Source organism: Streptomyces sp. Y7 (genome assembly GCF_043195415.1).
Taxonomy (GTDB): domain Bacteria; phylum Actinomycetota; class Actinomycetes; order Streptomycetales; family Streptomycetaceae; genus Streptomyces.
Map to the genome: position 1 here is coordinate 44,442 of NZ_JBIDDQ010000038.1, position 26,157 is coordinate 70,598.

At 70.1% G+C, this 26,157-nt stretch carries 21 protein-coding genes; 9 read left to right on the plus strand and 12 right to left on the minus strand.

The genetic code is table 11. From position 1 onward, the window contains the following. Nucleotides 1-223 precede the first annotated feature (223 nt). The gene (locus tag ACGFW6_RS42400) at nt 224-2,047 is read right to left on the minus strand and encodes a phosphoenolpyruvate carboxykinase (GTP) (RefSeq protein WP_393522300.1); all 1,824 of its coding nucleotides are present in this window, start codon (nt 2,045-2,047) and stop codon (nt 224-226) included. A gap of 343 nt (nt 2,048-2,390) precedes the next feature. Here ACGFW6_RS42400 and ACGFW6_RS42405 point away from each other — a divergent pair, with 343 nt between their 5' ends. From ACGFW6_RS42405 to ACGFW6_RS42415, 3 genes are all read left to right on the plus strand, one after another. Further along, the gene (locus ACGFW6_RS42405) at nt 2,391-3,137 is read left to right on the plus strand and encodes a hemolysin III family protein (protein WP_393522303.1); all 747 of its coding nucleotides are present in this window, start codon (nt 2,391-2,393) and stop codon (nt 3,135-3,137) included. Nucleotides 3,138-3,359: 222 nt separating this feature from the next. After that, nucleotides 3,360-3,989 (plus strand): TetR/AcrR family transcriptional regulator, encoded by a 630-nt coding sequence (locus ACGFW6_RS42410; protein WP_393522306.1) that lies wholly within the window; start codon nt 3,360-3,362, stop codon nt 3,987-3,989. 33 nt (nt 3,990-4,022) lie between these two features. Next, nucleotides 4,023-4,757, plus strand: a complete 735-nt coding sequence (locus tag ACGFW6_RS42415; protein WP_393522308.1) for a Mut7-C RNAse domain-containing protein — start codon at nt 4,023-4,025, stop codon at nt 4,755-4,757. 73 nt (nt 4,758-4,830) lie between these two features. On the opposite strand, the gene ACGFW6_RS42420 is transcribed toward ACGFW6_RS42415, so the two are convergent. From ACGFW6_RS42420 to ACGFW6_RS42440, 5 genes are all read right to left on the minus strand, one after another. Next, nucleotides 4,831-7,251 carry a galactose oxidase-like domain-containing protein gene (locus tag ACGFW6_RS42420; RefSeq protein WP_393522311.1) on the minus strand — a complete coding sequence of 807 codons (2,421 nt, stop codon included), beginning with the start codon at nt 7,249-7,251 and terminating at the stop codon, nt 4,831-4,833. After that, nucleotides 7,248-8,450 carry a glycosyltransferase gene (locus ACGFW6_RS42425; RefSeq protein ID WP_393522314.1) on the minus strand — a complete coding sequence of 401 codons (1,203 nt, stop codon included), beginning with the start codon at nt 8,448-8,450 and terminating at the stop codon, nt 7,248-7,250. The genes ACGFW6_RS42420 and ACGFW6_RS42425 overlap by 4 nt, the downstream gene beginning before the upstream one ends. After that, nucleotides 8,447-10,096, minus strand: coding sequence for an ArnT family glycosyltransferase (locus ACGFW6_RS42430; RefSeq protein WP_393522317.1), 1,650 nt, complete (start codon nt 10,094-10,096; stop codon nt 8,447-8,449). The genes ACGFW6_RS42425 and ACGFW6_RS42430 overlap by 4 nt, the downstream gene beginning before the upstream one ends. Continuing rightward, a complete protein-coding gene (locus ACGFW6_RS42435) occupies nt 10,093-11,370 on the minus strand; it encodes a glycosyltransferase (protein ID WP_393522319.1) in 1,278 nt (425 codons plus the stop codon). The genes ACGFW6_RS42430 and ACGFW6_RS42435 overlap by 4 nt, the downstream gene beginning before the upstream one ends. Nucleotides 11,371-11,561: 191 nt before the next feature. Next, on the minus strand, nt 11,562-13,595 hold the full coding sequence (locus ACGFW6_RS42440) for a thioredoxin domain-containing protein (protein WP_393522320.1): 2,034 nt from the start codon (nt 13,593-13,595) through the stop codon (nt 11,562-11,564). A gap of 283 nt (nt 13,596-13,878) precedes the next feature. Between ACGFW6_RS42440 and ACGFW6_RS42445 the strand changes: the two genes are divergently transcribed. After that, nucleotides 13,879-17,079 (plus strand): tetratricopeptide repeat protein, encoded by a 3,201-nt coding sequence (locus tag ACGFW6_RS42445; RefSeq protein ID WP_393522322.1) that lies wholly within the window; start codon nt 13,879-13,881, stop codon nt 17,077-17,079. Between the two features lie 27 nt (nt 17,080-17,106). Here the strand turns inward: ACGFW6_RS42445 and ACGFW6_RS42450 are convergent, their stop codons facing one another. Together ACGFW6_RS42450 and mca are read right to left on the minus strand one after the other, a co-directional pair. Next, a complete protein-coding gene (locus tag ACGFW6_RS42450; protein WP_393522325.1) occupies nt 17,107-17,364 on the minus strand; it encodes a hypothetical protein in 258 nt (85 codons plus the stop codon). Then, a complete protein-coding gene (gene mca, locus ACGFW6_RS42455) occupies nt 17,357-18,238 on the minus strand; it encodes a mycothiol conjugate amidase Mca (protein WP_393522328.1) in 882 nt (293 codons plus the stop codon). Before mca ends, ACGFW6_RS42450 begins: the two co-directional genes overlap by 8 nt. A gap of 148 nt (nt 18,239-18,386) precedes the next feature. On the opposite strand from mca, the gene ACGFW6_RS42460 reads away from it, so the two are divergent. Beyond that, a complete protein-coding gene (locus tag ACGFW6_RS42460; RefSeq protein ID WP_393522330.1) occupies nt 18,387-18,785 on the plus strand; it encodes a DUF4307 domain-containing protein in 399 nt (132 codons plus the stop codon). 210 nt (nt 18,786-18,995) lie between these two features. After that, nucleotides 18,996-19,496, plus strand: a complete 501-nt coding sequence (gene greA, locus ACGFW6_RS42465; protein WP_393522333.1) for a transcription elongation factor GreA — start codon at nt 18,996-18,998, stop codon at nt 19,494-19,496. A 181-nt stretch (nt 19,497-19,677) separates the two neighbouring features. Here greA and ACGFW6_RS42470 read toward each other — a convergent pair whose 3' ends face one another. The 3 genes from ACGFW6_RS42470 to ilvA form a co-directional block, all read right to left on the minus strand. After that, the gene (locus ACGFW6_RS42470) at nt 19,678-20,475 is read right to left on the minus strand and encodes an ABC transporter permease (RefSeq protein ID WP_393522363.1); all 798 of its coding nucleotides are present in this window, start codon (nt 20,473-20,475) and stop codon (nt 19,678-19,680) included. Nucleotides 20,476-20,536: 61 nt separating this feature from the next. Beyond that, nucleotides 20,537-21,526, minus strand: a complete 990-nt coding sequence (locus ACGFW6_RS42475; protein ID WP_393522336.1) for an ATP-binding cassette domain-containing protein — start codon at nt 21,524-21,526, stop codon at nt 20,537-20,539. A gap of 200 nt (nt 21,527-21,726) precedes the next feature. Beyond that, nucleotides 21,727-22,956 (minus strand): threonine ammonia-lyase, encoded by a 1,230-nt coding sequence (gene ilvA / locus ACGFW6_RS42480; RefSeq protein ID WP_393522339.1) that lies wholly within the window; start codon nt 22,954-22,956, stop codon nt 21,727-21,729. Nucleotides 22,957-23,119: 163 nt separating this feature from the next. On the opposite strand from ilvA, the gene ACGFW6_RS42485 reads away from it, so the two are divergent. From ACGFW6_RS42485 to ACGFW6_RS42495, 3 genes are all read left to right on the plus strand, one after another. Next, nucleotides 23,120-23,626, plus strand: a complete 507-nt coding sequence (locus tag ACGFW6_RS42485; RefSeq protein ID WP_393522342.1) for a MarR family winged helix-turn-helix transcriptional regulator — start codon at nt 23,120-23,122, stop codon at nt 23,624-23,626. Nucleotides 23,627-23,855: 229 nt separating this feature from the next. Continuing rightward, nucleotides 23,856-24,359 (plus strand): sigma factor-like helix-turn-helix DNA-binding protein, encoded by a 504-nt coding sequence (locus tag ACGFW6_RS42490; RefSeq protein WP_393522345.1) that lies wholly within the window; start codon nt 23,856-23,858, stop codon nt 24,357-24,359. Continuing rightward, nucleotides 24,356-24,604 carry a hypothetical protein gene (locus ACGFW6_RS42495; protein WP_393522347.1) on the plus strand — a complete coding sequence of 83 codons (249 nt, stop codon included), beginning with the start codon at nt 24,356-24,358 and terminating at the stop codon, nt 24,602-24,604. Before ACGFW6_RS42490 ends, ACGFW6_RS42495 begins: the two co-directional genes overlap by 4 nt. Before the next feature lie 128 nt (nt 24,605-24,732). Here ACGFW6_RS42495 and ACGFW6_RS42500 read toward each other — a convergent pair whose 3' ends face one another. Then, complete coding sequence (locus tag ACGFW6_RS42500; RefSeq protein WP_393522350.1) at nt 24,733-25,887, minus strand: cystathionine gamma-synthase; 1,155 nt, start codon at nt 25,885-25,887, stop codon at nt 24,733-24,735. Nucleotides 25,888-26,157: the final 270 nt, after the last annotated feature.

Genomic DNA, 26,157 nt, shown 5'->3' on the forward strand with positions numbered 1-26,157 from the left:
ATCAAGGCGGCGCGACCGTACAGCGGAACGAAAAACAGGCGAGGGCCCGCCGCCGCGCTCCTCCCGTCGGGGCGGACGGGATCATGCGGCGACAGGCCCACAGCCCCGTACGCCGTTGTACGGAACCTCGCCGGTCCTGGGGTGCTGTCACCGCGGCCGGCCGTGACGATGTTGCTGGTCAGGGCATGATCGGAGCCGGCCGCGGCGTCTTGGGGGGCTGAGCTCAGCCCAGGCGCTGCACCAGCGCTTCGTACTCGTCCCACAGCTCCTTCGGCGTGTGGTCGCCGAAGGTGTTGAGGTGGTCGGGGACGAGCGCCGCCTCCTCGCGCCACACCTCCTTGTCGACGGTGAGCAGGAAGTCGAGGTCGGAGTCGGCCAGTTCGAGGCCGTTCGTGTCCAGCGCGCCCTTGGCCGGGAGGATGCCGATCGGGGTCTCGACACCCTCGGCCTTGCCCTCCAGGCGCTCGACGATCCACTTCAGCACGCGGCTGTTCTCGCCGAAGCCGGGCCAGACGAACTTGCCCTCGTCGTTCTTGCGGAACCAGTTGACGTAGTAGATCTTCGGCAGCTTGGCCTGGTCCTTGTCCTTGGCCACGTCGACCCAGTGGGCCATGTAGTCGCCCATGTTGTAGCCGCAGAAGGGCAGCATCGCGAACGGGTCGCGGCGCAGCTCGCCGACCTTGCCCTCGGCGGCGGCGGTCTTCTCGCTGGCCACGTTGGCGCCGAGGAAGACGCCGTGGTTCCAGTCGAAGGACTCCGTCACCAGCGGTACGGCGGTGGCGCGGCGGCCGCCGAACAGGATCGCCGAGATCGGCACGCCCTTGGGGTCCTCCCACTCGTGCGCGATGATCGGGCACTGCGAGGCGGGGACGGTGAAGCGGGCGTTGGGGTGGGCGGCGGGCGTCCCGGACTCCGGCGTCCAGTCGTTGCCCTTCCAGTCCGTCAGGTGGGCCGGAGTCTCCTCCGTCATGCCCTCCCACCAGATGTCGTTGTCGTCGGTGAGGGCGACGTTGGTGAAGACGGAGTTGCCCCACAGGGTCTTCATCGCGTTGGCGTTGGTGTGCTCACCGGTGCCGGGCGCGACGCCGAAGAAGCCGGCCTCGGGGTTGATGGCGTACAGCCGGCCGTCCTCGCCGAAGCGCATCCAGGCGATGTCGTCGCCGATCGTCTCGACCGTCCAGCCGGAGATCGTGGGCTCCAGCATGGCGAGGTTGGTCTTGCCGCAGGCGCTCGGGAAGGCGGCGACGACGTACTTGGCCTCGCCCTGCGGCGGGGTGAGCTTGAGGACCAGCATGTGCTCGGCCAGCCAGCCCTCGTCGCGGGCCATGACGGAGGCGATGCGCAGGGCGTAGCACTTCTTGCCGAGCAGGGCGTTGCCGCCGTAGCCGGAGCCGTAGGACCAGATCTCGCGGCTCTCGGGGAAGTGGGAGATGTACTTGGTGCTGTTGCACGGCCAGGGCACGTCCTGCTCGCCCGCCTCCAGCGGCGCGCCGAGCGTGTGCACGGCCTTCACGAAGAAGCCGTCGTCGCCGAGTTCGTCGAGGACGGGCTGACCCATGCGGGTCATGGTGCGCATGGAGACGGCGACGTACGCGGAGTCGGTGATCTCCACGCCGATCGCGGACAGCTTGGAGCCGAGCGGGCCCATGCAGAACGGGACGACGTACATCGTCCGGCCGCGCATCGAGCCGCGGAAGACGCCCTTCTCACCGGCGAAGATCTCCCGCATCTCGGCGGGGTCCTTCCAGTGGTTGGTCGGGCCCGCGTCCTCCTCCTTCTCGGAGCAGATGAAGGTCCGGTCCTCGACGCGCGCGACGTCGGTCGGGTCGGAGGCGGCGTAGTAGGAGTTCGGGCGCTTGATCGGGTCGAGCTTGCGGAACGTGCCCTTCGCGACCAGTTCCTCGCTCAGACGCTCGTACTCGGCCTCGGATCCGTCACACCAGACCACGCTGTCCGGCTGCGTCAGTTCAGCGATCTCGTTCACCCACGAGACCAGTTCGCGGTGGTTGGTGGGGACGACGGGGGGAGCCGCGATGTCGCGCGCCACGGTTGCTCCTAAATGAGGGATTTTGTCCTGAATATGCCCTTGTATGCCCCGTGGGGGCCGCGACCCGGATGCTTCGCGGATCCGACCGGCTTTTCCGATCTTCCGCGCTCATCCGGTGCCGACCGCACTCATTTGATCATCCGACGCGTCCGCGCATATGTCCAGAGGGCGTCACAGGTGAGCGGCGTGAGCATCGCCACTCATCCACATGTTTTCGCCGCGTCACCGCCGCTTCACCCCGGGTGCGCCCATTGCGGGTACCCCGTGAGACGATGGCCACTTACGGACGCCCATCTGGCCGCTCTGACGCGTAACTTACGGTTCCGTAGGTACGATGCCCCGCATGAATGCGCCCGTCCCCGACGCGCCAACGGACACGCCGGCCGCCGGCCGCGGATCCGCCGCGCCCTCGCTGCCGCACCAGATCGCGCACCACGCACAGCAGCTCTCGGAGGAGATCAAGCCCAAGCTCCGGGGCTGGCTGCACCTCGGCATGTTCCCGGCCGTGCTCGTCGCCGGCCTGGTACTCACGGCCCTCGCGGACTCACCCCGGGGCAGAGTCGCCTGCGGGATCTATGTCCTCACAGCCTGCCTGCTGTTCGGCGTCAGCGCGCTGTACCACCGGGGCAACTGGAGTCCGCGCATGGACGGCATCCTGCGCCGGCTCGATCACGCCAACATCTTCCTGATCATCGCGGGCACGTACACCCCGCTGACGATGCTGCTGCTGCCCGGGGCCAAGGGCCAGTGGCTGCTGTGGGGCATCTGGGCGGCCGCGCTGGCCGGCATCGTCTTCCGGGTCTTCTGGGTGGGCGCCCCGCGCTGGCTCTACACCCCCTGCTACATCGCGATGGGCTGGGCGGCCGTCTTCTTCCTGCCGGACTTCATGCGCTCCGGCGGTATCGCGGTGCTGGTCCTGGTGATCGTCGGCGGCTTGCTCTACAGCGCGGGCGGCGTGATCTACGGCATCAAGCGCCCGAACCCCTCACCGCGCTGGTTCGGCTTCCACGAGGTGTTCCACTCGTTCACGCTGGCGGCGTTCGTCGTGCACTACGTGGGAATCTCGCTGGTGGCGTACCAGCACGCGTAGTCCGCAACCCGCCCCTCGAAAGGCCACGGCTCCCCGCCGTGGCCTTTTTGCTTGCCGAAACCGATTGACAGTCTTTCGCTTTTGAAAGCTACTCTCATTTCATGGACACTGTCTCGCCTCCGCCCTGCCGGCGGCGGCTTTCCTGCCGAGCACACCGGAGGCGGAGCAGGCCGAGGCGGCGGACAGGGCTGCCGAGGCGGCCGATGCCCGACAATGACACCCATGACCCCCGCACAGTCCTCTCCCCCGACCGACCGTCCCCAGCTGGGGCTTCGTGAGCGGAAGAAGATCAAGACCCGGACGGCGATCCGCGACGCGACGTACGCGCTGATCAAGGAGCAGGGCTACGACACCACGACGATCGAGCAGATCGCCGAGCGCGCCGAGGTGTCGCCGTCCACGGTCTTCCGCTACTTCCCGACGAAGGAGGACATCGTCCTCACGGACGAGTACGACCCTCTGATGCGGGAGGAGTTGCGTGCTCGGCCCGCCTCGGAGTCCTGGATGGACTCGGTGCGGTACGTGATGCACCGGTCCATGGACGCGCTGCTGGCCGAGGACCCCGAGGCGGTCCGGATCCGGGCGCACCTGGCGGTCCAGATCCCCGCCGTCCGCGCCCGGATGATCGAGAGCATGTCGGCGACCGGACGGCTGCTGCGGGGCGCCATCGCGGAGCGCTCGGGTCTGGACCCCGACTCCCTCGAAGTGCGGGTCTGTGCGATGTCCCTGGTCGGCGGGCTGATGGAGGTCAACATCGCCTGGGCGGAGAACGACTGCCGGGACGACCTGCGCGAGCTGGTGGACCGGGCCCTGGAGGTCATCGAGCACGGCCTCCCCGCGAAAAAGGGCTGAGGCACGCGCCGCGGACCGTGTCATCCTGGCCGGGTGAACGGTCCCGAGATCGATGTCGAGTTCGCCCCCGAGCTGCGGGTGTTCCTGCCCAACGGCCGCCGCCAGGACGGTGCCGCCCGGGTCACCACCGACGGGGTCTCGACCCTCGGCCATGTGGTGGAGTCCCTCGGCGTCCCGCTGACCGAGGTCGGCGCCCTGGTCGTGGACGGCCGCGAGATGCCGGTGTCCTACGTCCCGACCGCGGGCGCGTCCGTGTCGGTGCGGCCCGTCGCCCGCCCCCAGCGGGTGCCCGGTGCTCCCCTGCGGTTCCTGCTCGACGTCCATCTGGGCACCCTCGCCCGCCGGATGCGGCTGCTCGGCGTGGACACGGCCTACGAGTCGACGGACATCGGCGACCCGGCGCTCGCCGCCCGCTCGGCCGCCGAGAAGCGGGTCATGCTGAGCCGTGACCGGGGGCTGCTGCGCCGCCGTGAGCTGTGGGCCGGCGGCTATGTGTACAGCACCCGTCCCGAGGACCAACTCCGTGACGTTCTCGACCGGTTCCGGCCCGAGCTGCGTCCCTGGACCCGGTGCACCGCCTGCAACGGGCTGCTCAAGGAGGCCACGAAGGAGGAGGTCGCCGAGCAGCTGGAGGGTGGGACGCAGCGGTCGTACGACGTGTTCGCGCAGTGCACCGAGTGCGGGCGGGCGTACTGGAAAGGGGCGCACCATGAGCAGCTTGTCGCCATCGTGGAGCGGGCGGTCGCGTTTCGCGAGGAGCGCCGTTGAGGGGTGAGCGGGGTGGGGAACCGCGGCACCGTTGTGGCTGGTCGCGCAGTTCCCCGCGCCCCTGAAGGGGCACTCAGCGCCCCGGCGTATCACCCTTCCCGCAGGCGACTCCGTCCTTGTTCGGGTCGAGGCGGAGCGGGTCGTCCTTGCCGTTGACCTTCAGACGGCCGTAGTCGTTCTTCTTCAGCCAGTCGCAGCGGGACTTCGTCGTGGGCTTCACGGCCGGCGGGAAGTCCGTCGGGACGCAGACGTTGACCGAGCCGTAGTGGCGGTCGCAGCCGGAGACGGTCGGGCCGACCTTCTGCGAGGTGCGCTTCTTGCCGGGGCCCGTGACCTTGCCCTCCAGGCGGTCGGCGAAGTCGTGGACGTGCGCCGAGGAGTCCGTGGCGCTCAAGGCCGAAGGACCCCGCAGATGGACCCACTTGGCCACCGACGGCACCCCGTTGGCGTCGACCGCGAAGAGCATGTACCAGCCGGGCGGGGCCAGGTCGGGGTTGCTCGTCACGTTCAGGTCGACGTTGTCGCCGTCGACGGACAGCGGCAGATCCACGAACCGCTGGTTGGGGTCGGAGGAGTGGGTCACGGCCGCCGGGCGGATCAGCTCGGCCTTGGCGATCGGGCGGTCGACGGTGATGCGCTGGGTGTCGCCGTACGTCCACTCGCTGTCGATCACCGAAGTGATCGTCGGGCGCTCGCCCTTGAGGAGATAGGGCGGGGTGTAGACCGACACGTCGTGGTTCCAGCTGCCGTTGCCCGGGTTGTCGCCCGTGGCCATCACCCGGCCGTCGGGCAGGAGGAACGCCGAGGAGTGGTAGCCGCGCGCCTCCGGGTCCGCCGCCACCGGGTCGAAGGTGCCCGTCGCCGGGTCGTAGAGCGACGACTCGTACACCGGATCGGCCCGGTTGTGCAGCGCGCCGCCGGTCTCCAGGACCTTGCCGTCGGGCAGGAGCACGGCGGAGACGTACATCTTGCCCTGGTCGCCGGTCTGCGGGACCTTGCCGTTCCCGAGGTCGACGGTGCCCTGCGGCAGCGGCGGTCCCGCGACGTAGGACGGGTCGGGCTGCTTGAGGTCGATGACGTCGGTGAGGCGGTTGGCGTCCGGGTTGGAGTCGATGTTGCCGCCGCCGATGGTGAGGACCTTCTGGTCCTGGGCCGGCGGCAGCAGCACGCTCGCGGACTGGTCCCGCTGGTCCTTGTTCCGCAGGCCGGGGATCTGGGTGACGGTGTTGGCGCCGTAGTCGTAGATCGCCGAACCCGTGCCGGGGATGTTGTTGCCGAAGACGTGGCTGCCGGAGTAGAAGAGACGGCCGTCCTGCATGAGGATCATCGACGGGTACAGACCCCAGTAGGACCAGGTCTGTTTGACCTTCCAGAGCTCCAGCCACTTCTGCTCGGCGTCCGACCACAGCTCGGCGGTCACCGAGCCGGTGGAGTCCTCCTTCAGGCCGCCGAAGGAGATCACGTCACCGTTGCCGAGGATCGTCGCCGACGGATACCAGTGGCCGTCGTTCATGTCGTTGGTCCTGCTGTACGTCTCGGTGACCGGGTCGAAGACGTACGAGTCCTTGTAGCCCTGGTAGCCGATGGTGCCGTCGGCCGACGGATAGCCCTTGTTGCCGCTCATCACGAGCACCCGGCCGTCCTGCAACTGCACATGCCCGGCGCAGAACATGTCCTTCGGCGTCGGGATCTGCTTGTACGTGCCGTTCTCGGGGTCGTAGACCGTGCTGGTGAACGTGCCCGCCTCGAACATCTGCTCACTGTTGCCGGAGCCCGCGATCAGCAGCACCTTGCCGTTGTTGAGGACGACGGAGTGCATGGAGCGGACCGGGTTCTGCGTGGGCAGCACGTCCCAGCGGCCGTTCGCGCACTCCTCGGCCGTGCCCGTGCACACCGGGTCCGGGACGGGGTCGGCGACCTGGTCCATCGTGTAGTCGTCGGTGGTGACCGAGCCGGTGCCGTAGACGGAGACGCCCCAGGCGATCCGGTCGGTCCCGGCCGGCACCTCGGGGGTGCGGACCGTCGCCTCGGTCCAGCCGGCCGCCATGTCCAGCGTCTTGAGGTCGGTCCAGTACTGCCAGCCCGCCGTCGCGTCGTGCCGGAACAGGGTGACCGAAGTGTCGGGGGTGGTCGACCTGTACCAGAGCCCCAGGTCGTACTGCTTGCCCGGCGTGACGACCGGCGCGCACTCGGCGGACTCGGTGATGAGCGCCTTGCGGTCGCCCTCGACCCGGCGGGTGAGCGTGACCTTCATGGCTTTGGAGCCCGAGTGGGCGTCGGCCACGGTCTCGAAGGTGAAGTCGTTGTCGCCCCAGCCGGACTTCTTCCAGCAGTAGGGCATGTCGTCGCTGCCGGCGGTCTCGAAGCCGGGGTTCTTGACGAGGTTGGCGGCGGAGGCGGACTGGGGTGAGGTGAGGAGCAGACCGGCGGTCAGGGCGCCCACCCCGACCAGTGCGGTCCTTCTTCGGTGTGTGGCGACGAGGCGCTTTTTCATGCGGCTCTCCTTGCGGTGCGGCTCCCGGGCCGCCGACCTGAACGACGGCTCGGCAGATAGACCAGCGCTTCGGTACCGACGAAGCGCAGGACGAAGGTGATGACCAGGGCCAGTGCGGTCGCGGGCAGCACGGCCAGCCCGAACTGGCCCACCAGCAGCGCGATCAGCGGGATGCGCAGCACCAGATCGGCGTTGGCGAGCAACGCGAACCGGGCGGTGCGGTCGGCCCAGTGCCGGTGCTGCCGCCGGTCGCGGAACAGCAGCTTCTCGATGAGCAGGAAGTTCCAGGCCACACCGAACTGGTTGGCGACGATCTCGGCGGGCAGATAGTGCAGCCCCATGTGCGTCATCGCCCACAGCGCGGCCAGGTTCGGCACGAACCCGGTGAGCCCGATGAGCCCGAACACCACCATGCGGGACAACGGGTCGGACGTACGCAGCCCGGCGAGGTGCCGCAGGAAGCGCCGGCCCTCCGCCGCCGTCGACTTGGACTCGCCCGCGAACCGCTCCTGGAAGACGAACGGCACCTCGGTGACCGTGCGCGGGCGGCTGCGGACCGCCAGCTCCAGCAGGATCTTGTAGCCGAGCGGCTGGAGCGCCTCGGCGGTGATGTCGCTGCGGCGGATCGCGAAGAAGCCGCTCATCGGGTCGCTGATGCCGTGCAGCCGGCGCGGGAAGAGGGACTTCGTCAGCCAGGTCGCCAGCCGGGAGACGGCCACGCGGTAGCTGCCCGCGAGCCCGGCCCGGCTGCCGCCCTTGATGTACCGGGAGGCGACGACGAGCCCGGCGTTCGCGCGCTCGCCGGTGGCGACCAGCTCCGGCACGAGGGACGGCGGGTGCTGGCAGTCGCCGTCCATGACGACGATCCAGTCCGACCCGGCCGCCTTCATCCCCTCGACGACGGCGCCGCCGAGCCCGCCGACGGGTTCGTCGCGGTGGATGACGGTGACCGGGAACGGGCAGTCCTGCGCGGCCTCCTCGATGACCTGCGGGGTGTCGTCGGTGGAGTCGTCCACGAAGACGACCTCGCACGGCAGCCGGGACGGCACCGACTCGGTGATCTGATGCAGCAACTGCCGTACGTTCGCCGACTCGTTGAAGGTCGGCACGACGATGGTGACGGCGCCCGGCTCGGGCACCTCGACGGCTTCGACGGACGGCTCGCCGAGCTGTCCGGGGGCGGTGGATTCCTGGGTCATCGGACGCCTCCGGAGGCGGTCTGGATCTGGCGGATCTCGATGCGGTCCTCGCCGCGGCCGAACACGGCGACCGGCTTCGAGTGCTCGATGGCCGCCTTGACGTTGGGCAGGTCGACCGCGTCGCGCCGGACCGTCGGGGAGGCGACGACGTAGTCGAGGTCCTTCCAGCCGCGCGGCATCGTCTTCGTGACGGCCGGGTCGAGGTCGGCCTTGTAGAACCAGATGACGCCGAGCCCGGGCTCGTACCCGGCGTGCACCAGGTCCAGCCACAGCGCGTCGTCGACCAGCACCCGGGTGTCGCCCGGGTCCTCCACCTCACTGGCCAGCCACTTCGAGGCCGCCTGGTAGGGCGCGTTGGCGTCGGTGGTGACGGCCGTGCGGTCGCCGTCGTACCAGCGCGGGACGACATGGGCGCCGGCGGAGATCGCGAGTACGGCCGCGAGGGCGTACCGTCCGCCGGTCAGATACCGGTGCTCGGCCTCGGAGTGCCATCGCCGCAGCACGGCGTGGGCGACGGAGGCGGTGCCTCCGGCGAGGACCAGGGCGAGGAAGGGCAGCGCCTGGATGACGTACATGGCGGGCAGATAGCCGTTGGGGCGCATGGCCACCACCGCGAGGATGACCACCGCGAACGACGGTCCGGCCAGGGCACGGGCGGTGACCGACCAGCGCCAGGTGACCAGGAGCAGCAGGCCGCCCGCGAGGCCGCCGAGGAGGAGGACGCGGTCGTAGTAGAGCCACGACTGCAGGACGCCCCAGGAGCCGGAGCCCCGGTCGAGGATGAAGCCCGAACCGGGTCTGGTCATCTGGTACTTGATGCCGTCCCACAGGGAGACATGCCCGCTGCCCGGCAGCAACTCGCCCTTGAGCAGGGCGAACAGGGGGTACGACAGGCCGATCAGCGCGCACGCCGTGATGGCGCCGGTGAGCGCGAACTTGCGGGTGTCGCGGTGGCTGTGCCGCCACATGGTGATGAGGACCGCGGGGAGGACGAAGAGCATCGTCTCCTTGGTCAGCACGGCGGTCGCGGCGGCGATCCCGGCGCCGAAGTGGTGCCACAGATGACGGCTCGGCGAGGCGGCGAGGGCGAACGCGAGCAGCGTCCACATCACCGCGAGGTTGTCGAGGAAGATCTCCCGCTGGAGCACGACCGACAGCGGCGACAGGCCGAACAGGACCATGCCGAGTCCGGCGGCCCAGCGCGGCAGGGACAGCCGCCTCCCGATCACGTACACGAGGACCGCACTGGCGGCGCTGATCACGAGCATCGCGGCGCGCATGGTGCCGACGGTCATCGACTCGGGGCTGAGCGCGGCCGGTATCCAGGTCAGCAGGGCGAGCTGGATCCAGCCGAGCGGCGGGTGGTCGTACCAGTAGGTGTAGTGGGCCAGGCCCCGGCCCTCCTGGACGGCCCAGGCCTGGGCGAGGTAGGTGCCCTCGTCGTCGCTGAGGGTCGGGTAGTCGGCGATGTTCCAGCCCTGTACGACGAGGATCGCGACGAGGAGTACGCCGCACAGGATCAGGTCGGGCCGGGACGAACGCAGCCGGAGCGGTGGGGTCGTTCGACCGGTCGGACGCGCCACAGGCGCAGGCTGCCGCTGCGCGGGGACCTCGGCAGTGGTCACCGCGGGAAGGGTGGAGGTCACGCGGGGACGTCCTCTCGGAGGTCTCGGGCCGTTTCGGCATCGGTGAGATGCGCGCCGACGTGACTGGTCAGCTCCCAGTCGTTCTGGCCGCGCTGCTCACGCCAGACGGCGCGGACGGCGGCGCCGGCGAGAAGGACCTGGTAGAAGGGACCGCCCACGACGAGCTTCAGGTAGTGGACGAGGCGGACGCGCAGTCCGTACTGCTTGCCGAAGTCGTGCAGCCCGACGATCTCGAAGACGAAGGTGACGAGCGCGGTGACGGCCGGCAGGAAGGTGATGAAGGCGACGCTCACGGGCACGTCGACGAAGACCGCGATCGCGATGTTGAGCGGGATGACGAGCCCGGTGAAGGCCTGCATGAACGGTGTCATGAGGGTGTACCGGGCGAGCAACCGCTGCCCGAAGGTGGGCAGTTGCCGCCAGTCCTTCTTCCGGTAGACCTGCAGGAAGCCCTGGTTCCAGCGGGTGCGCTGCTTCAGCAGCGACATCAGGCTGCCGGGCGTCTCCTCCTTGGTCACCATGTCGGAGTCGTAGGCGACGACGACCTTCTTGCCGACGCTGGACAGCCGCACGCCCAGGTCGCAGTCCTCGGCCAGGCAGTTCGGGTCCCAGCCGTCGGCGTCGCGCAGCACGCCGGTGCGCACGAAGACGGTGTTGCCGCCGAGCGGGATGAACCCCTTCTGCGCGTGCAGGTGCAGCCGGGAGCGGAACCAGAAGAAGTACTCCAGGCAGTTGCGCAGGCTGTACCAGCTGGAGTGGAAGTTGATCAGCTGGACCCCGCCCTGCACGACGTCCGCCTCGGTGGTGCGGAAGGCGTGGTCGACGTGGGCGAGGAGCTCCGGGTGGACCTGGTCCTCGGCGTCGAAGACCCCGACGACGTCGCCGCGGCAGTGCGGCAGCGCCGTGTTCATGGCCTTCGGCTTGTTCTTCTTCTCGTGCGTGTCGACGACGACGCGGACCCGTGGATCACGCGAGGCGGCCTTCTCGGCCACCTCCGTGGTCTCCGGGTCGTCGTGCCCGACGATGACGATGATCTCGAAGTCGGTGTGCGTGGACTCCAGCAGTCGCTGGATGGTGTGGTCCAGCACGGCCTGTTCGTGCCGTGCCGGAAGCAGCAGCGAGAACGACAGATGCTCGCCCCCGTCCGGTCTGCTGAACCGGGTGGAGGCGAGCACCTCGGGCGTACGCCACGCGTGCATCTGCCACCACAGGGTGAAAGCCGCCATCCAGAACAAGGCCAGTGAGACGACGGCTATGAAGACAGACGTCAGCAACAGATCCCCCCAGATCCCCAATGCCCCCTGCCGCGACAGCGAGTCACATCTGTCGCGGAACTGTGTAGACATTAAGGGGGATCTGTGAAGCCCGCAGGCCGATTCGATGAAGAGCGCGTTTCCTCACAACGAGCCCCAGGAGTGAGCAATTCGAACACGAGTTGCGTAACGCCCCCGGGGCCCTCGCCGTTCTAGCTGTTCAGCGCGGTCCGCAGCCGTTCCGGATCGGTGGTCGGAGCGTCGCAGGTGAAGTTACGGCAGACGTACGCGGCGGGTGCGCCCTGCTGCAGGGGACGGTCGGCGAGGAGCGGGAATTCGCCACTCTCCGGAGTTCCGACGGCCACCACCGCACCCGGCGCGGTGCCCAGAAGCGCCGTGCGGTGCAGGACCTTCGTCGCCGGGTCGTCGATCGCCGGCCCCACGACCGCCACCTCCCGAGGCCCGTCGAGGTTGGCCTCGGCGACCGCGAGCCCCCAGCCGATGAAGCGGGGGACGCGCGGCCCGAGAGCCTTGACGACGCCCAGCGCACGCTGGGCCGCGGTGCGATGGGGTTCCGCGCCGGTCTGCGCGGCGTAGCTCAGCAGGGCGCCGGCCGCCGCGCTCCAGCCGGAGGGGGCGGCGTTGTCGGTGGGGTCCTGCGGGCGGCGGATCAGCCGCTCGGCGTCGGCGGCGGTGTCGTAGAGGCCGCCGGACTCCTCGTCGACGAAGCGGGCGAGCACGTGGTCGAGCAGGAAGCCCGCGAAGTCGAGCCAGACGCCCTCGCCGGTGACGGACGCGAGCGCGAGGAAGCCCTCGGCCACGTCGGCGTAGTCCTCCAGCACGCCCGCGTTCGCGCCGACCTGGCCGTCCTTGCTGGTACGCGCGATACGGGCCTGCTCGTCGAGGTGCAGCCGGACGAGGAGGTCGGCGGCGCCCAGGGCCGCCTCCACCAGGTCGGGGCGGTCGAAGTAGGCGCCGGTCTCGGCGAGCGCGGCGACGGCGAGGCCGTTCCAGGCGGCGACGATCTTGTCGTCCCGGCCGGGAGCGGGGCGGGTCGCGCGGCGCCGCAGGAGACGCTCGCGGATCGAGGTGACCTTCTCGGCGTCGAACAGTTCGTCCTGCTGCGGGAGCTGGAGGACGGAGGAGCCGTGCTCGAAGGTGCCCTCCTCGGTCACACCGAAGTACCGGACGGCGAGCGCGGCGTCGTCGTCGCCGAGCACCTCGCGCAGCTGCTCCGGCGTCCACACGTAGTAGGCGCCCTCGACGTGCCGACCGGTCCCGTCGTCACTGTCGGCGTCCAGGGCCGAGGCGAACCCGCCCTCGTTCGTGCGCAGTTCGCGCACCATGAAGTCTGCGGTCTCCAGGGCGACCCGGCGAGCGAGCTCGGAGCCGGTGGCGCGCCACAGATGGGCGTAGGCACGGCACAGCAGGGCGTTGTCGTACAGCATCTTCTCGAAGTGCGGCACCACCCAGTCCCGGTCGACGGAGTAGCGCGCGAACCCGCCCCCGAGCTGGTCGTAGATACCGCCCCGGGCCATCCGCTCGCAGGTGTCCCGGGCCATCTGCAGCGCGCCCTCGGCGCCCGTGCGCGCATGGTGGCGCAGCAGGAACTCGATCACCATGGACGGCGGGAACTTGGGCGCGCCCCCGAATCCGCCGCGCTGCGGGTCGTACTCCCGGGTGAGCCCGAGCAGCGCCTGCGCCAGCTCCTCCTCGCCGGGGGCGTCGGGGCCGCCGTAGGAGATCTCCCGTCCGGCGAGGTCGCGCACGATCTTCCCGGCCACGTCGGTGACCTCGTCGCGCCGGTCGCTCCAGGCGCCGCGCACGCCCTCCAGGACCTGGCGGAACGCCGGCATGCCCTGCCGGGGCGCGGGCGGGAAGTAGGTGCCGAAGTAGAAGGGCTCGGCGTCCGGGGTGAGGAAGACCGTCATGGGCCAGCCGCCCTGACCGGTGGCCGCCTGCACCGCCTCCATGTAGACGGCGTCCACGTCCGGCCGCTCCTCGCGGTCGACCTTGACACTGACGAAGTGGGCGTTGAGGTAGTCGGCGGTCGCCTGGTCCTCGAAGGACTCGTGGGCCATGACGTGGCACCAGTGACAGCTGCTGTAACCGACGCTGAGCAGGACCGGTTTGTCGCTCTTGCGGGCCTCCTCGAAGGCCTCGGCCGACCACGGCCACCAGTCGACCGGGTTGTCCGCGTGCTGGAGCAGGTAGGGGGACGTCTCGTGAGCCAGTCGGTTCGGCATGGGGTCCATCCTGCCGCAGTACCCCCTCCGGCATGCGTCAGGCGTCCACCCGACGGTGACCTCGCGTCCTCCGGTTCCCCGGACCGGACGGCGACGACGCGCCGTCATCCTCGGGTCGGCCGTGCCGTACGGCCCACCGCTCCCGCCGACACTCCCCCGGCACCCGACGTCGCCGCATCCTTCACCGCAGCATCCGGCACCCGTCACCCGGCCCTCTCCCCACAACGCCCCGTCCGCAGCACACTTGACCAAGAACGCCGTAGCCACTGGAGGGGGACGTGACATGCGGGACAGCCATCGGACGGAGGCCGAGAGGCTGTTGACCCGGGCCGTCGAGGAGGAGGTGCGGCGCTCGGGCGGCCGCATCGAGGGGCCCGTGCTGCTGTCGCGGGCGCGCGGCGGGCTGGACGACATGGCCGAGGCGGCGGCCGAGGAGTACACGGCGTACACCCGGGCGCTGGACGAGGCGGACGCCGGCCGCCTCACGTTCGGGCAGCGCTTCGCGCGCGAGGGCGGTGCCACGCCCCTGATGGTGGCCGGCGTCGCAGCCGTCGCGGCCGTCGTCACCGACCTGGCGCTCGGCACCGGCACGACCACCGCGCTGGGCGCGGGCGTCACCGTGGGCGTCGTCGGCGTGGCGGCCACCGTCGCCAAGGTGGCCGGCACCCATCTGCCCGCCGCGCACCATCGCGCGGGCGCCGTCGGCCAGCCCGGCGGCCCGGAGCAGCTGCGTCTGCAATGGCTCACCGCGCTGGAGGTCCGCGGCATCCGCCCCTTCCTCGACCAGCAGCGGGTGCTCAGCGCGTCCACCGGCCCGACGAAGACGGGGCCGCGGCTCAGGGGCGCCGACAAGAGCGCCGCCGCCCGCGGCCGCAATGTGCTGGAGCAGTCGTTCGGCCAACTCCCCGAACCGACGGGCCCGTTCGCGGGGCGCCGGCAGGAGATGGCCCGCATCGGGCAGTGGGTGCAGGCGGCACGCGCGAGCACGGAGACCAGGCCGACGGTCGTCGTCCTGCACGGACCGCCCGGCAGCGGCCGTACCGCGCTGGCGATCCGCGCGGCCCACGAGCTGAAGGACCAGTTCCGCGGCGCGTGCGTGGTGGACCTGCGCGGCGACACCTCGGAGGAGCCGCCGCTGTCGACGAGAGAAGCGCTACTGCATCTGCTGAACCGGCTGGGCGCCCCACGCGAGCAACTCCTGTTCCGCGAGCGCTCGTCGGCGGACCAACAGGTCAAGCGGCTCAGCGAGCTCTACCACCAGCACCTCACCGGCCTGCCGGTCACGGTCGTCCTGGACGACGCCTCCGACGCGCACCAGGTCCGCACCCTCGTCCCCGAACGCTCCGACAGCCTGGTCCTGGTCACCTCCCGCGAGCCCCTCGACCTGCCCTCCGACCTCGCCGCCTGGGTGCACCAGCTTCCGGTGGAGGCCCTCGACGCGGCCGGCGCCGAGGAGCTGCTGACCGCGGCGGCGCAGGATTCCTCGGGTCCCTACGACGCCGAATCGGCCGACCTGATCCGGCAGTTGTGCGGCGGCCTGCCGCTGGCGCTGCGCGTCGCGGGCTCGTCGCTGGGCCCGCGCTCACCGCGCGCACTGGCGACGGATCTGGGCGCGTACGGCCCGGTGGAGCCGATCGAGCGGGTGCTGTGGCTGCGGTACACCGACCAGCCGGAGGCGGCCCGGCGCCTGCTGCGCCGCCTCGCGCTGGCGGGCCGGGCCTCGCTGGGCGCGGCAGCGGCGGCGGCGCTGCTGGCCACCGACGAGGCGGAAGCGACCCGGCAGCTGGCGGCGCTGTCCCGGTCGGGCCTGATCGACCACGTCCGCGGCAACCGCTACCGCCTGCACGACCTGGTCCGCGCCTTCGCCCAGGCCCGCCTCGTCGACGAGGAGGACCCCGCGGAGCGCACGGCGGCGCAGGAGCGGCTGATCGTGAACTACGCCGATCTCGCCGACTCGGTGCTGCGGCTGGTCGACGGCAACATGTCGACCCGCTCGGACCGCTTCAGCCCGCACGGCTTCACCTCGCTGGACGACGCGCTGCGCTGGCTGGACGACGAGTCGAGCTTCATCACGGCGGCGCTGCGGCACGCGGAGGACGCCAACCAGGCGGCGGTGCTGAACCTGCTGGGCGCCCTGTGCGACTACTGCCTGCTGCGCGGCGACCTCTACCGCCTCGGCGAGATCAGTGAGCTCGCGCAGGCCGTGGACAAGGGGCTGCTGGTGCGCTCGGTGCAGTGGCGCACCGGCATCGCGGCCCGTCAGCTGGGCGAGCTGGACAAGGCCCGCGCGACCCTGACCTCGGTGGTCGAGCTCTATAGGGAGGCCCAGCACGACGCGGGCGCGGCCCGTGCCCTGTGCTCGCTGGGGATCACCCTGCACCACCAGGGCAACCTGACCGAGGCGGCCACGAAGCTCCGTGAGGCCCTGGACCTGCAGTCGGCGCCCGAGCTGGCGACGGACCGCGCCTGGACCATGCACGCGCTGGCGGCGGTGGAACGTGACCGGGGCCGGGTCGCCGAGTCCCTGGACCTGCTGACCGAGTCCCTGTCCCTGCACCGGGCCGGCGAGTCCCTGCACGGCGAGGCGTGGGCCCACTTCCAGCTCGGCCAGCTGGGCCTGCGGATGGGCGACGTACCGCGGGCGGACGAGGATCTGCGGGCGGCACTGGAGCTGTACGGCCGCACCCGCGACGCCCGCGGGGAGGCCTGGGCCCTGACCCAGCTGTCCCGGGCCCGGCTGGTCGCCGGCGACCCGTCCCCGGCGGTGGACGGCCTGCGCCAGGCGGCCTCCCGCCACCGCGACAACGAGGACGCGCGCGGCGAGGCGTGGTCCCTGTACTACCTGGGCCAGGCCCTGGAGGAGACGGGCAACCTCGACCTGGCGGTGCGGGAGCTGGAACGCTCCCGGACGATGTTCTCGCGGATGCGGGACGTGTACGGGCTCGCCTGCGCCCGGCACCACTCGGCGCGGGTGACCCGCGACCTGCGGGCCGCGCAGACCGGATCCCTGCGCAACTCCGGATTCGCCCGTCAGCTCCTGGTGGACGCCCGCGCCGACTTCCAGCGCATCGGCGTCGCACACGGCGAGGCATGGACATGCCTGGAGCTCGCGGTGGTGGACGCCGGGAACACCCGCACCCAGCAGGCGCTGACGCTGTGCGACGACGCGATCGTCCTGTTCGCGTCCTACGGCGACCGGCGCGGCGAGGACTGGGCCCGCTTCCTGCGCTGCACCCTGCTGCCGTACGCCGCACCCGGCGGCGTGGAGGTCGGCACGGCGGTCGCCCAGGAGGAACTGTCCCAGCTCTCCCGCACCGGCGACGCACTGCGCGACACGAAGCTGGACGGCTATGTGGAGGCGTACCAGTTGTTGCTGGAACGGGGTGTGAACCTGGAGGAAGGGTGGCAGGCGTGGCGGCTCGGCATGGTGCCGAACCGCCACGCACGCGAGGTCATGGGAGTGGCCGCAGCCGCCCGGCACTGAGGTGCCGGGCCCCGGGGACCTCCGCCCTCAGCCCTGCTGCGGCTTGGCCGCGCCGGTCGCTTCGGCGGACTCCCCGGATTCTGCCTTCGGATCCGGGACCTCCGTGAACTCGACCCTGTTCATGTGGCGGTTCATGGACTTCATCAGGCCCCACACCGCCAGCGCCATCACGGCGAAGACGATGAAACCGAGGACGCCGGGGGTGACCTTGTCCTCGTCCACCTCCTTGGCGAGGGTGGCGAGCTGTGTCATTGCCAGGCTTGCGCTTGCGCTCATGTCAGGCATTGTCGCGGATGCCCGCAAAGAGGTCGTCCTCGGGGAGGGAGGTATCGACGAGGGACTTCGCGAGCTCGTACTCCTCCGTCGGCCACACCTCCCGCTGGATCTCCATCGGGACCTTGAACCAGCCGCCGTCGGGGTCGATCTGGGTGGCGTGGGCGATCAGGGCCTTGTCACGGATCTCGAAGAAGTCGGCGCACGGAACATGCGTGGTCAGCGTGCGCTCGGTGCGCTCGAACTCACTCCAGCGCTTGAGCCAGTCCCCGTACGGCGACTCCAGGCCGCGCTCCAGCAGCGCGTTGTGCAGCGCCTCGGTGCGGGGGCGGTTGAAGCCCTGGTTGTAGTAGAGCTTCTGCGGCTGGAAGGCCGGGCCGAACTCCGCCTCCGGGTACTTCTCGGCGTCCGCCGCGCCCTCGAAGGCCACCATCGAGATCTTGTGGGTCATGATGTGGTCGGGGTGCGGGTAGCCGCCGTTCTCGTCGTAGGTGGTGATCACCTGGGGACGGAACGAACGGATCTGCTTCACCAGCTCACCGGCCGCCTTGTCGACGTCCTCCAGGGCGAAACAGCCCTCCGGCAGCGGCGGCAGCGGGTCGCCCTCGGGCAGACCGGAGTCGACGAAGCCGAGCCACTCCTGCTTGACGCCGAGGATCTCGCGGGCCTCGTCCATCTCCTTCTTGCGTACCTCGTGGATGTGCTCCTCGATGTACTTGTCGCCCTGGAGCTTCGGATTGAGGATGGAGCCGCGCTCCCCGCCCGTGCAGGTCACGACCAGCACGTCCACCCCCTCGGACACGTACTTCGCCATGGTGGCCGCGCCCTTGCTCGACTCGTCGTCGGGGTGGGCGTGCACGGCCATCAGTCGCAGCTGGTCAGTCAAGACTCAATCCTCGTAGTCGGCGCCCCGGTGTGCCCCGGCGCGATCGGCGGCTTCTATAGTGACCGAATCGAGGGGCGGATAATTCCGCGATACGGCCCCCGGGCCCCTCTTTCAGAACATCGGTCCCGCCCCGGCGGAGAGGACGATCATGAGTACGGCGAGCACGCGGCTGCCCGAGGGCCGCTACGGCCGTTCCTCGGACGCGCGCGCCGACCGCACGCTGAAGATCGTCGGCGGTGTTCTCGGAGCGCTGCTGCTCGCGCTGATCGGCTATTTCGCCTATCACTACGTCGGCCAGAACAAGATCAGCGCCGAGGTCATCGAGTTCGACGCCCAGAAGGACGCGGTGAAGGTGCATCTGGAGGTCCGCAAGGACGCCGGCGCCTCCGGCTACTGCACGCTGCGTTCCCAGGCGGAGAGCGGTGCCGAGGTGGGCCGGGCCGACTTCCGCTTCGACGGTGACGCCACCCGGATCGACAAGGTCGTCACGCTCCGTACGACGTCCCCGGGGACCACCGCCGAACTGCTCGGCTGCCACTCCGACTGATCCCCCGCACAAATGCGACCGAGCTTGGTCGAGGCTGACCGGATCAGCCCACAATACCTAGGCGCTGACCTGCGTTGATGTGATTCTGATGGCTTATGTCCTCCCCCTTCGGCCTTTGAATTGTTAGGCTCGTGGTTTCGCCCATCCATGGAGGAACATCCTTCTGGGTAGGGCGATGCTTTGTATTCCCAGTACCGACGAGGAGCACCAGTGACCCAGACCAGCGAGAACGTCACCTGGCTGACCCAGGAGGCGTACAACCAGCTCAAGGCCGAGCTGGAGTACCTGTCTGGTCCTGCGCGCACGGAGATCGCCGCCAAGATCGCGGCCGCGCGCGAGGAGGGCGACCTGCGCGAGAACGGCGGGTACCACGCGGCCAAGGAGGAGCAGGGCAAGCAGGAGCTCCGTGTGCGCCAGCTGACCCAGCTCCTGGAGAACGCCCAGGTCGGCGAGGCGCCGGCGTCGGCCGACGGTGCGGTGGCGCCCGGCATGGTCGTGACGATCGCCTTCGACGGTGACGAGGACGACACGATGACCTTCCTGCTCGCCTCGCGCGAGTACGCGAGCTCCGACATCGAGACGTACTCGCCGCAGTCCCCGCTGGGCTCCGGCGTGATCGGCCACAAGGTCGGCGAGGACGCCGAGTACGAGCTGCCGAACGGCAAGAGGGCCTCGGTGAAGATCCTCAAGGCCGAGCCCTACAACGGCTGACCCCGCCCTCGGGACCGCCGGCACCGGTCTTCCACGAGCCCCCGGCCGCCTCCCGGCGCCGGGGGCCTCGTCATGCGGCCGTGCCGGCCTGAGACGACCGACGCCGTAGGTCGGTGAAGAAGAAGGCCCCGTCCAGCGATTGCGTGGCGGGGCCTTCCTCGTGGTGCCGGACGATGGGCGATCAACCGTCCGCCCGGCGGTATTTGCGCACCGCGAGCGTGCGGAAGATGACGACGATCGCGATCGAGTAGATCACCGACGCCCAGATCGGATGCTGCATCGGCCAGGCGTCGGACGGCGAGAGTCCCGGGTCACCGAACAGCTGACGGCACGCCTGCACGGTCGCGCTGAAGGGATTCCACTCGGCGATGTGCCGCAGCCAGGGAGTCATCTGACTCGAATCCACGAACGCGTTCGAGATGAACGTCACCGGGAAGAGCCAGATGAGCCCTCCCGACGTCGCCGCCTCAGGCGTACGAACGGACAGGCCGATCAGGGCGCCGATCCACGTGAAGGCGTATCCCAGCAGAAGCAGCAGGCCGAAGCCGGCCATGACCTTCCCGAAATTGGTCGGTTCCGCGTATCCGGGGCGCCAGCCGACGAGCAGAGCAACGATCGCGAGAACCAGCAAGGTCAGCGCCGTCTGCACCAGATCCGCGACGGTCCGACCGGTCAGCACCGCGCCCCGCGCCATCGGCAGCGAGCGGAACCGGTCGATGAGCCCCTTGTGCATGTCGTCGGCGATGCCGGCGCCCGCCCCGGCGGTGGCGAACGTGACGGTCTGCGCGAAGATGCCGGCCATCAGGAAGTTCTTGTACACGTCCGGGTCGGTGCTGCCGCCGATCGACATCGAGCCGCCGAAGACGTACGTGAACAGGATCACGAACATCACCGGCTGGATCAGCCCGAAAAGGATCATCTCGGGAATCCGGGTCATGCGAATCAGATTCCGTCTGGCGATGACCAGGGAGTCGTTCATGGTGCTCACTTGACCAGCCCCTTCCGGGCCCCGAGTCCGCTGACGGCGTCGATGACGGCGCTCACTTCGCGACCTCCTTCTTGTCCTGCTTGCCGTTCTCCTCGTTCTTGACCTCCGCGAGGTGGCCCGTCAGGGACAGGAACACGTCGTCGAGGGTGGGGCGGCGCAGCCCGATGTCGTCGATCTCGATGCCGCGGGTGTCGAGCTCGCGGATGACCTCGGCGAGCAGCTTGGCGCCACCGGTCACCGGCACGGTGAGCTTGCGCATGTGGTCCTCGACCGTGGTGTCGCCCTTGCCGAAGCCGCGCAGCACTTCCGAGGCGGCCTGCATGTCGTCGCGCTCGTGCACCACGACCTCGACGCGCTCGCCGCCGGTGCGGGCCTTGAGCTGGTCGGAGGTGCCTGTGGCGATGACATGGCCGTGGTCGACGACGGCGATGTCGTGCGCGAGGTGGTCGGCCTCTTCGAGGTACTGGGTGGTCAGCAGCAGCGTCGTACCGCCGGAGACCAGGCGCTTTATGACCTCCCACAGCAGTTGGCGGTTGCGGGGGTCGAGGCCGGTGGTGGGCTCGTCCATGAACATCACGGGAGGTGAGACGACCAGGGCCGCCGCGAGGTCGAGTCGGCGGCGCATGCCTCCGGAGTAGGTCTTCGTGGGCCGGTCGGCGGCGTCGGCGAGGTCGAACTGCTCCAGCAGTTCGTCCGCGCGGGCCTTCGCCGCCTTGGCCTTCATCTGGTAGAGCTGGCCGACCATCTGGAGGTTCTCGCGGCCGGTGAGGTATTCGTCGACCGCGGCGAACTGGCCGGACAGGCCGATGGAGCGGCGGACGGCGTCGGGGTTCTTCAGGACATCGATGCCCGCGACGACCGCCGAGCCGCTGTCGGGCCGCAGCAGCGTCGTCAGACAGCGGACGGCCGTCGTCTTGCCCGCGCCATTCGGCCCGAGCAGACCCAGGACGGTGCCCTCGGGGACATCGAAGTCCACGCCGTCCAGAGCCTTTACGTCGCCGAAGGTCTTCACCAGGCCTTCGGCATAGATGGCGCCTGGCATATGAGTCTCCACGTCATCGGGGAAGCTTCGGAAAGGCTTAGGTTTGCACTTTTCATCGGTCTCAGCGGCGGATTATCGAGACACACCATAACGCGATGTATCGCGTCTCTCAATGGACTTACCCGAATGAGTGACAAAGAGCCTCCGACCTGGACTTTCGTCCTCCGTATCGCCCTCCGGCGCGACCGATCGATCGCGCCTCAGTCGATGACGGTGTAACCCGCCTCGCGCAGGGCCTGGCCGACCTCGACGCAGTGCACGGGACCCTTCGTCTCCAGGTGCAGCTCGACCTCCGCCTCCGTGAGCCCGAGCCGCGGATCGGTCCGTACGTGACTCACATCGAGGACGTTAGCGTCCACCACTGACAACGCCCCGAGAAGCGTCGCGAGCGCACCCGGCCGGTCCGTCAGCCGCAGACGTACGGCCAGGTAGCGGCCCTGCGCGGCCATGCCGTGCCGCAGGACGCGCTCCAGCAGCACCGGGTCGACGTTCCCGCCGGACAGCACCGCGACGACCGGGCCCTCGAAGGCGCCGGGGTCGCTCAGCAGCGCCGCGACCGGGCTCGCCCCGGCCGGCTCGACGACCAGCTTGGCCCGCTCCAGGCACAGCAACAGGGCCGCGGCCAGCTCGTCCTCGGAGACCGTGCGGACCTCGTCCACCAGGTCGCCGATGATCCGGAACGGCACGTCACCGGGCCGGCCGACCTTGATGCCGTCGGCCATCGTCACCGGGTGGTCGACCGCGACCGGGTGCCCGGCTGCCAGCGAGGGCGGGTACGCCGCGGCGCCCGCCGCCTGCACGCCCACGAGGCGCACGTCGGGCCGCAGCGACTTCACCGCCATCGCGATGCCCGCCGCCAGCCCGCCCCCGCCGATACCGACGACGATGGTGCGCACCTCCGGGCACTGTTCGAGGATCTCCAGCCCGACCGTGCCCTGACCTGCGATGACATCGGGATGGTCGAAGGGGTGGATGAACACCGCCCCGGTCTCGGCCGCGTACTCCTGCGCCGCCGCCAGCGTCTCGTCGACCACCTGCCCGTGCAGGCGCACCTCGGCGCCGTAGTCCTGCGTCGCGCTGATCTTCGGCAGCGGCGCGCCCTTCGGCATGAACACGGTCGAACGCACGCCGAGCAGGGACGACGCCAGAGCGACACCCTGCGCGTGGTTGCCGGCGCTCGCCGCCACGACCCCCGCCGCGCGCTCCTCCGGCAACAGCCCCGCAATCCGGACATAAGCGCCGCGCAGCTTGAACGATCCGGTCCGCTGAAGGTTCTCGCACTTCAGATGCACCGGCGCACCCACCAACTGGGACAGGTGCCTGCTTCCCTCCATCGCCGTCACCCGCGCCACGCCCGAGAGCATCTTCTGGGCGCCCCGTACGTCGTCGAGCGTGACGGGAGGCAAGGAGTCAGCCGTGCGGTAGCTCATGACACAAGTCTCGCAGTTCACAGGCACAAGGCCCGGGTGTGACCAAGCACCGAGATGGGTTTACGCAGCGCCGGTACACCCCGCCTCCGGGCCGCGTACCCTGTCCCCCAACCCAGCACCCCCTTCATGAAGTGAGCCCCCGGCCATGCCCACAACACCTGAAATGTCGATGGACATGACGACCGTCGCTGACAGCGGTCTCCTCGACACGCTGCAGCACGAGGTGGCGGTGTTCGCCCGCCGTGCCGAACAGACCCGGCTCGGTGGTGTCGGACAGGTGCGCAACTCCATGGACCGCGCCGCATACCTGCTGCTCAACCGCCTCGACAAGGAAGGCCCCATGGGGGTCAAGGCGCTCGCCGCGAGCATGGGGATCGACTCGTCGACCGTCACCCGGCAGGTGGCACCGCTCGTCGACACGGGGCTCGTCAAGCGGACCTCGCACCCCGAGGACGGGCGGGCGGTGGTGCTTCAGCTGTCGCCGCGCGGCCAGTCGCGACTGGAGGAAGTGCGCTCGTCGCGACGTCAGTTGATGGCCGAGCTGACACACGACTGGGCCCCGGAGGAGCGCGAGGCGTTCTGCGCGCTCCTCACTCGCTTCAACGTCGCGCTCTCCACGCGGATGGCGGCCCAGGGGATCTCGGGCACGGAGCCGAACTCGGCGTCCTGAGCACGGCCGGGTGGACCGCGACGCCCGGAGACCGGAATGCCCGCCACTCGGGTGACAAGCGTCCTGCACGCGTGCGTGCACGGATGATCCGCTGATCCGCTCCCAGCTCTTGACCCCGGGCCGCCGCTGGCCTCATATGAAACCGGGTCCTCCTCGTGCGCGACCGCCGCGTCACGCGCGGGGCCGGGACCGGTTCGGTTCCCCAGAGCGCGGTCAGGCGGGAGGGGCGGTGGGACGACGCAAGGCGGTCCAGGGCGCCCGCCGGGACCGGGAGTTCGAGGCCTTCGTCGCGGGTGCGGCCGGGCGGCTGCTGCATGCCGCCACGCTGCTCACTGCGGAGCCACGGGACGACAATCCCCGTGCACGGCGCCTGCTGACGCTGTCCCTCGCGCACACGTACGCGTGCTGGGACCGACTGCGCGGCGAGGACCCGTACGACCGCACCCGCCAGTACCTGGCCACCCGCTTCTCACGCGCCGCCTGGCACCAGTACGGCGCCCTGGGCCGTTCCCGCGCGCACGCCGCCGGCCCGCTCGCGAGCCTGACGCCGCAGGAGCGCCTGATCCTGGTCCTGCGGCTGTACGAGGGTGTGGCCGAGGAACAGACGGCGGCCCTGCTCGGCCTGCCCAAGGAGCGCGTCCACACCATCTGCGACCGGGCGACGGCGACCCTGCTGCATCCGCCGCGCGGCCCCGCCCCGGCCGTGCTGGGCGCGAAGACGGTGTCCCCGTGAACCGCACCCAACGGGAAGCGGCCGCCCGACAGATCATGGAGCGCACCCCGCCACCGGTGCCGCCCGAGATGTACGAGGAGGTCGTCCGGCGCGGCGGTCATCTGCTGCGCCGCAGGAGGATCGCCCTGCGGCTGATGTACCTGCTGCTGTTCGCGGCGACGGTGGCGTTCGTGGTGTGGGCGCTGGCGGCCCAACCGTGGGTGGAGCCGCCGTCGGAGACGACTCCACCGCTGACGGGCTGGTGAATCCGACCGGTCGGTGAAGCTCACCGGTCGGTGACGCTCACCGGTCGATCAAGCTCACCAGTCGGTGAAGATCACCGATGGGTGCAGCTCACCGATGGGTGCAGCCCCTTCTTCAGGGGCGCCGTCCGCTAGCCGAGCGCCTGCTGGAGGTCCTCCAGCAGATCGTCGACGTTCTCGATGCCCACGGAGATCCGGACGAGGTCGGCGGGCACCTCCAGGGCCGAGCCGGTCACCGAGGCGTGGGTCATCCGACCCGGGTGCTCGATGAGGGACTCGACGCCGCCCAGGGACTCGCCGAGCGTGAACACCTTGGCCCGGTTGCAGACCTCGACAGCGGCTTCCTCCCCACCCGTGACCTGGAAGGACACCATGCCGCCGAACGCCTTCATCTGCTTGGCGGCGACCTCGTGACCGGGGTGCTCGGGCAGGCCCGGGTACAGGACCCGCGTCACGCGCGCGTGCCGGGTCAGCATGTCGGCGATCTTCGTGGCGTTCTCGCTGTGCCGGTCCATGCGCACCGACAGCGTCTTGGTGCCGCGCAGCACCAGCCAGGAGTCGAAGGGCCCGGCGACCGCGCCCATGGCGTTCTGGTGGAAGGCCAGTTCGTCGCCCAGGTCCGAGTCACCGACGATCAGCGCGCCGCCGACGACGTCGGAGTGCCCGCCCATGTACTTGGTCAGCGAGTGCACCACGACGTCCGCGCCCAGCGACAGCGGCTGCTGGAGGTAGGGCGTGGCGAAGGTGTTGTCGACGACCAGCTTCGCGCCGGCGTCCCGGGCGACCTGCGCGACGGCCGCGATGTCGGTGATGCCGAGCAGCGGGTTGGAGGGGGTCTCCACCCAGACGACCTTGGTCTTCGGGGTGATGGCGGCCCGCACGGCCCCGGGATCACTGGTGTCGGCGACCGACCACTCCACCCCCCACCGGGCCACGACCTTCGCGAACAGCCGGAACGTGCCGCCGTACGCGTCATCGGGGATGACCACGTGGTCCCCCGGGCTGAGCAGCGTACGCAACAGGCAGTCCTCGGCCGCCAGTCCGGACGCGAACGCAAGCCCGCGACGGCCGCCCTCCAGGGCGGCGAGGTTCTCCTCCAGGGCGGTCCTGGTCGGATTGGCGCTACGGCTGTACTCGTAGCCCCCACGCAGGCCGCCGACGCCGTCCTGCTTGTAGGTCGAAACCTGGTAGATCGGCGGGACGACCGCACCGGTGAGGGGATCGGCGGTGTTGCCCGCGTGGATCGCGAGGGTCTCGAAGTGCTGACTGATGTGCCTGTCGCTCATGGGCACCGAGCGTAGTGCGCGAACGCTCCTGATGCCGGACGGCGGCATTACCCGAGGAACGCAAGGCCGGGAATGAGGCACCCCGAGACCACGGAGAGCCGCGAACGGCGCGAAGGTGGCCGTGCCGGGGGGGGCCGCCCGCAGCGGTCGGCGTCAGGGAACGGTGAGACTTTGAGGTACGCCGACCACCGCCGGGGGTGTCCGCCCGCAGCGGCCGGCGTCAAGGAACGGCACCTCTTGATGCCGGGCATCCGCCGGACCGAGGACGGA

Excerpts from the sequence above, each read along its gene's own strand:
- ACGFW6_RS42405 (WP_393522303.1), top strand. The coding sequence starts at position 2,391 with ATGAATGCGCCCGTCCCCGACGCGCCAACGGACACGCCGGCCGCCGGC.
- ACGFW6_RS42410 (WP_393522306.1), top strand. The coding sequence starts at position 3,360 with ATGACCCCCGCACAGTCCTCTCCCCCGACCGACCGTCCCCAGCTGGGG.
- ACGFW6_RS42420 (WP_393522311.1), bottom strand. The coding sequence starts at position 7,251 with ATGAAAAAGCGCCTCGTCGCCACACACCGAAGAAGGACCGCACTGGTC.
- ACGFW6_RS42425 (WP_393522314.1), bottom strand. The coding sequence starts at position 8,450 with ATGACCCAGGAATCCACCGCCCCCGGACAGCTCGGCGAGCCGTCCGTC.
- ACGFW6_RS42440 (WP_393522320.1), bottom strand. The coding sequence starts at position 13,595 with ATGCCGAACCGACTGGCTCACGAGACGTCCCCCTACCTGCTCCAGCAC.
- ACGFW6_RS42445 (WP_393522322.1), top strand. The coding sequence starts at position 13,879 with ATGCGGGACAGCCATCGGACGGAGGCCGAGAGGCTGTTGACCCGGGCC.
- ACGFW6_RS42450 (WP_393522325.1), bottom strand. The coding sequence starts at position 17,364 with ATGCCTGACATGAGCGCAAGCGCAAGCCTGGCAATGACACAGCTCGCC.
- ACGFW6_RS42460 (WP_393522330.1), top strand. The coding sequence starts at position 18,387 with ATGAGTACGGCGAGCACGCGGCTGCCCGAGGGCCGCTACGGCCGTTCC.
- ACGFW6_RS42470 (WP_393522363.1), bottom strand. The coding sequence starts at position 20,475 with ATGAACGACTCCCTGGTCATCGCCAGACGGAATCTGATTCGCATGACC.
- ACGFW6_RS42475 (WP_393522336.1), bottom strand. The coding sequence starts at position 21,526 with ATGCCAGGCGCCATCTATGCCGAAGGCCTGGTGAAGACCTTCGGCGAC.
- ilvA (WP_393522339.1), bottom strand. The coding sequence starts at position 22,956 with ATGAGCTACCGCACGGCTGACTCCTTGCCTCCCGTCACGCTCGACGAC.
- ACGFW6_RS42485 (WP_393522342.1), top strand. The coding sequence starts at position 23,120 with ATGTCGATGGACATGACGACCGTCGCTGACAGCGGTCTCCTCGACACG.
- ACGFW6_RS42500 (WP_393522350.1), bottom strand. The coding sequence starts at position 25,887 with ATGAGCGACAGGCACATCAGTCAGCACTTCGAGACCCTCGCGATCCAC.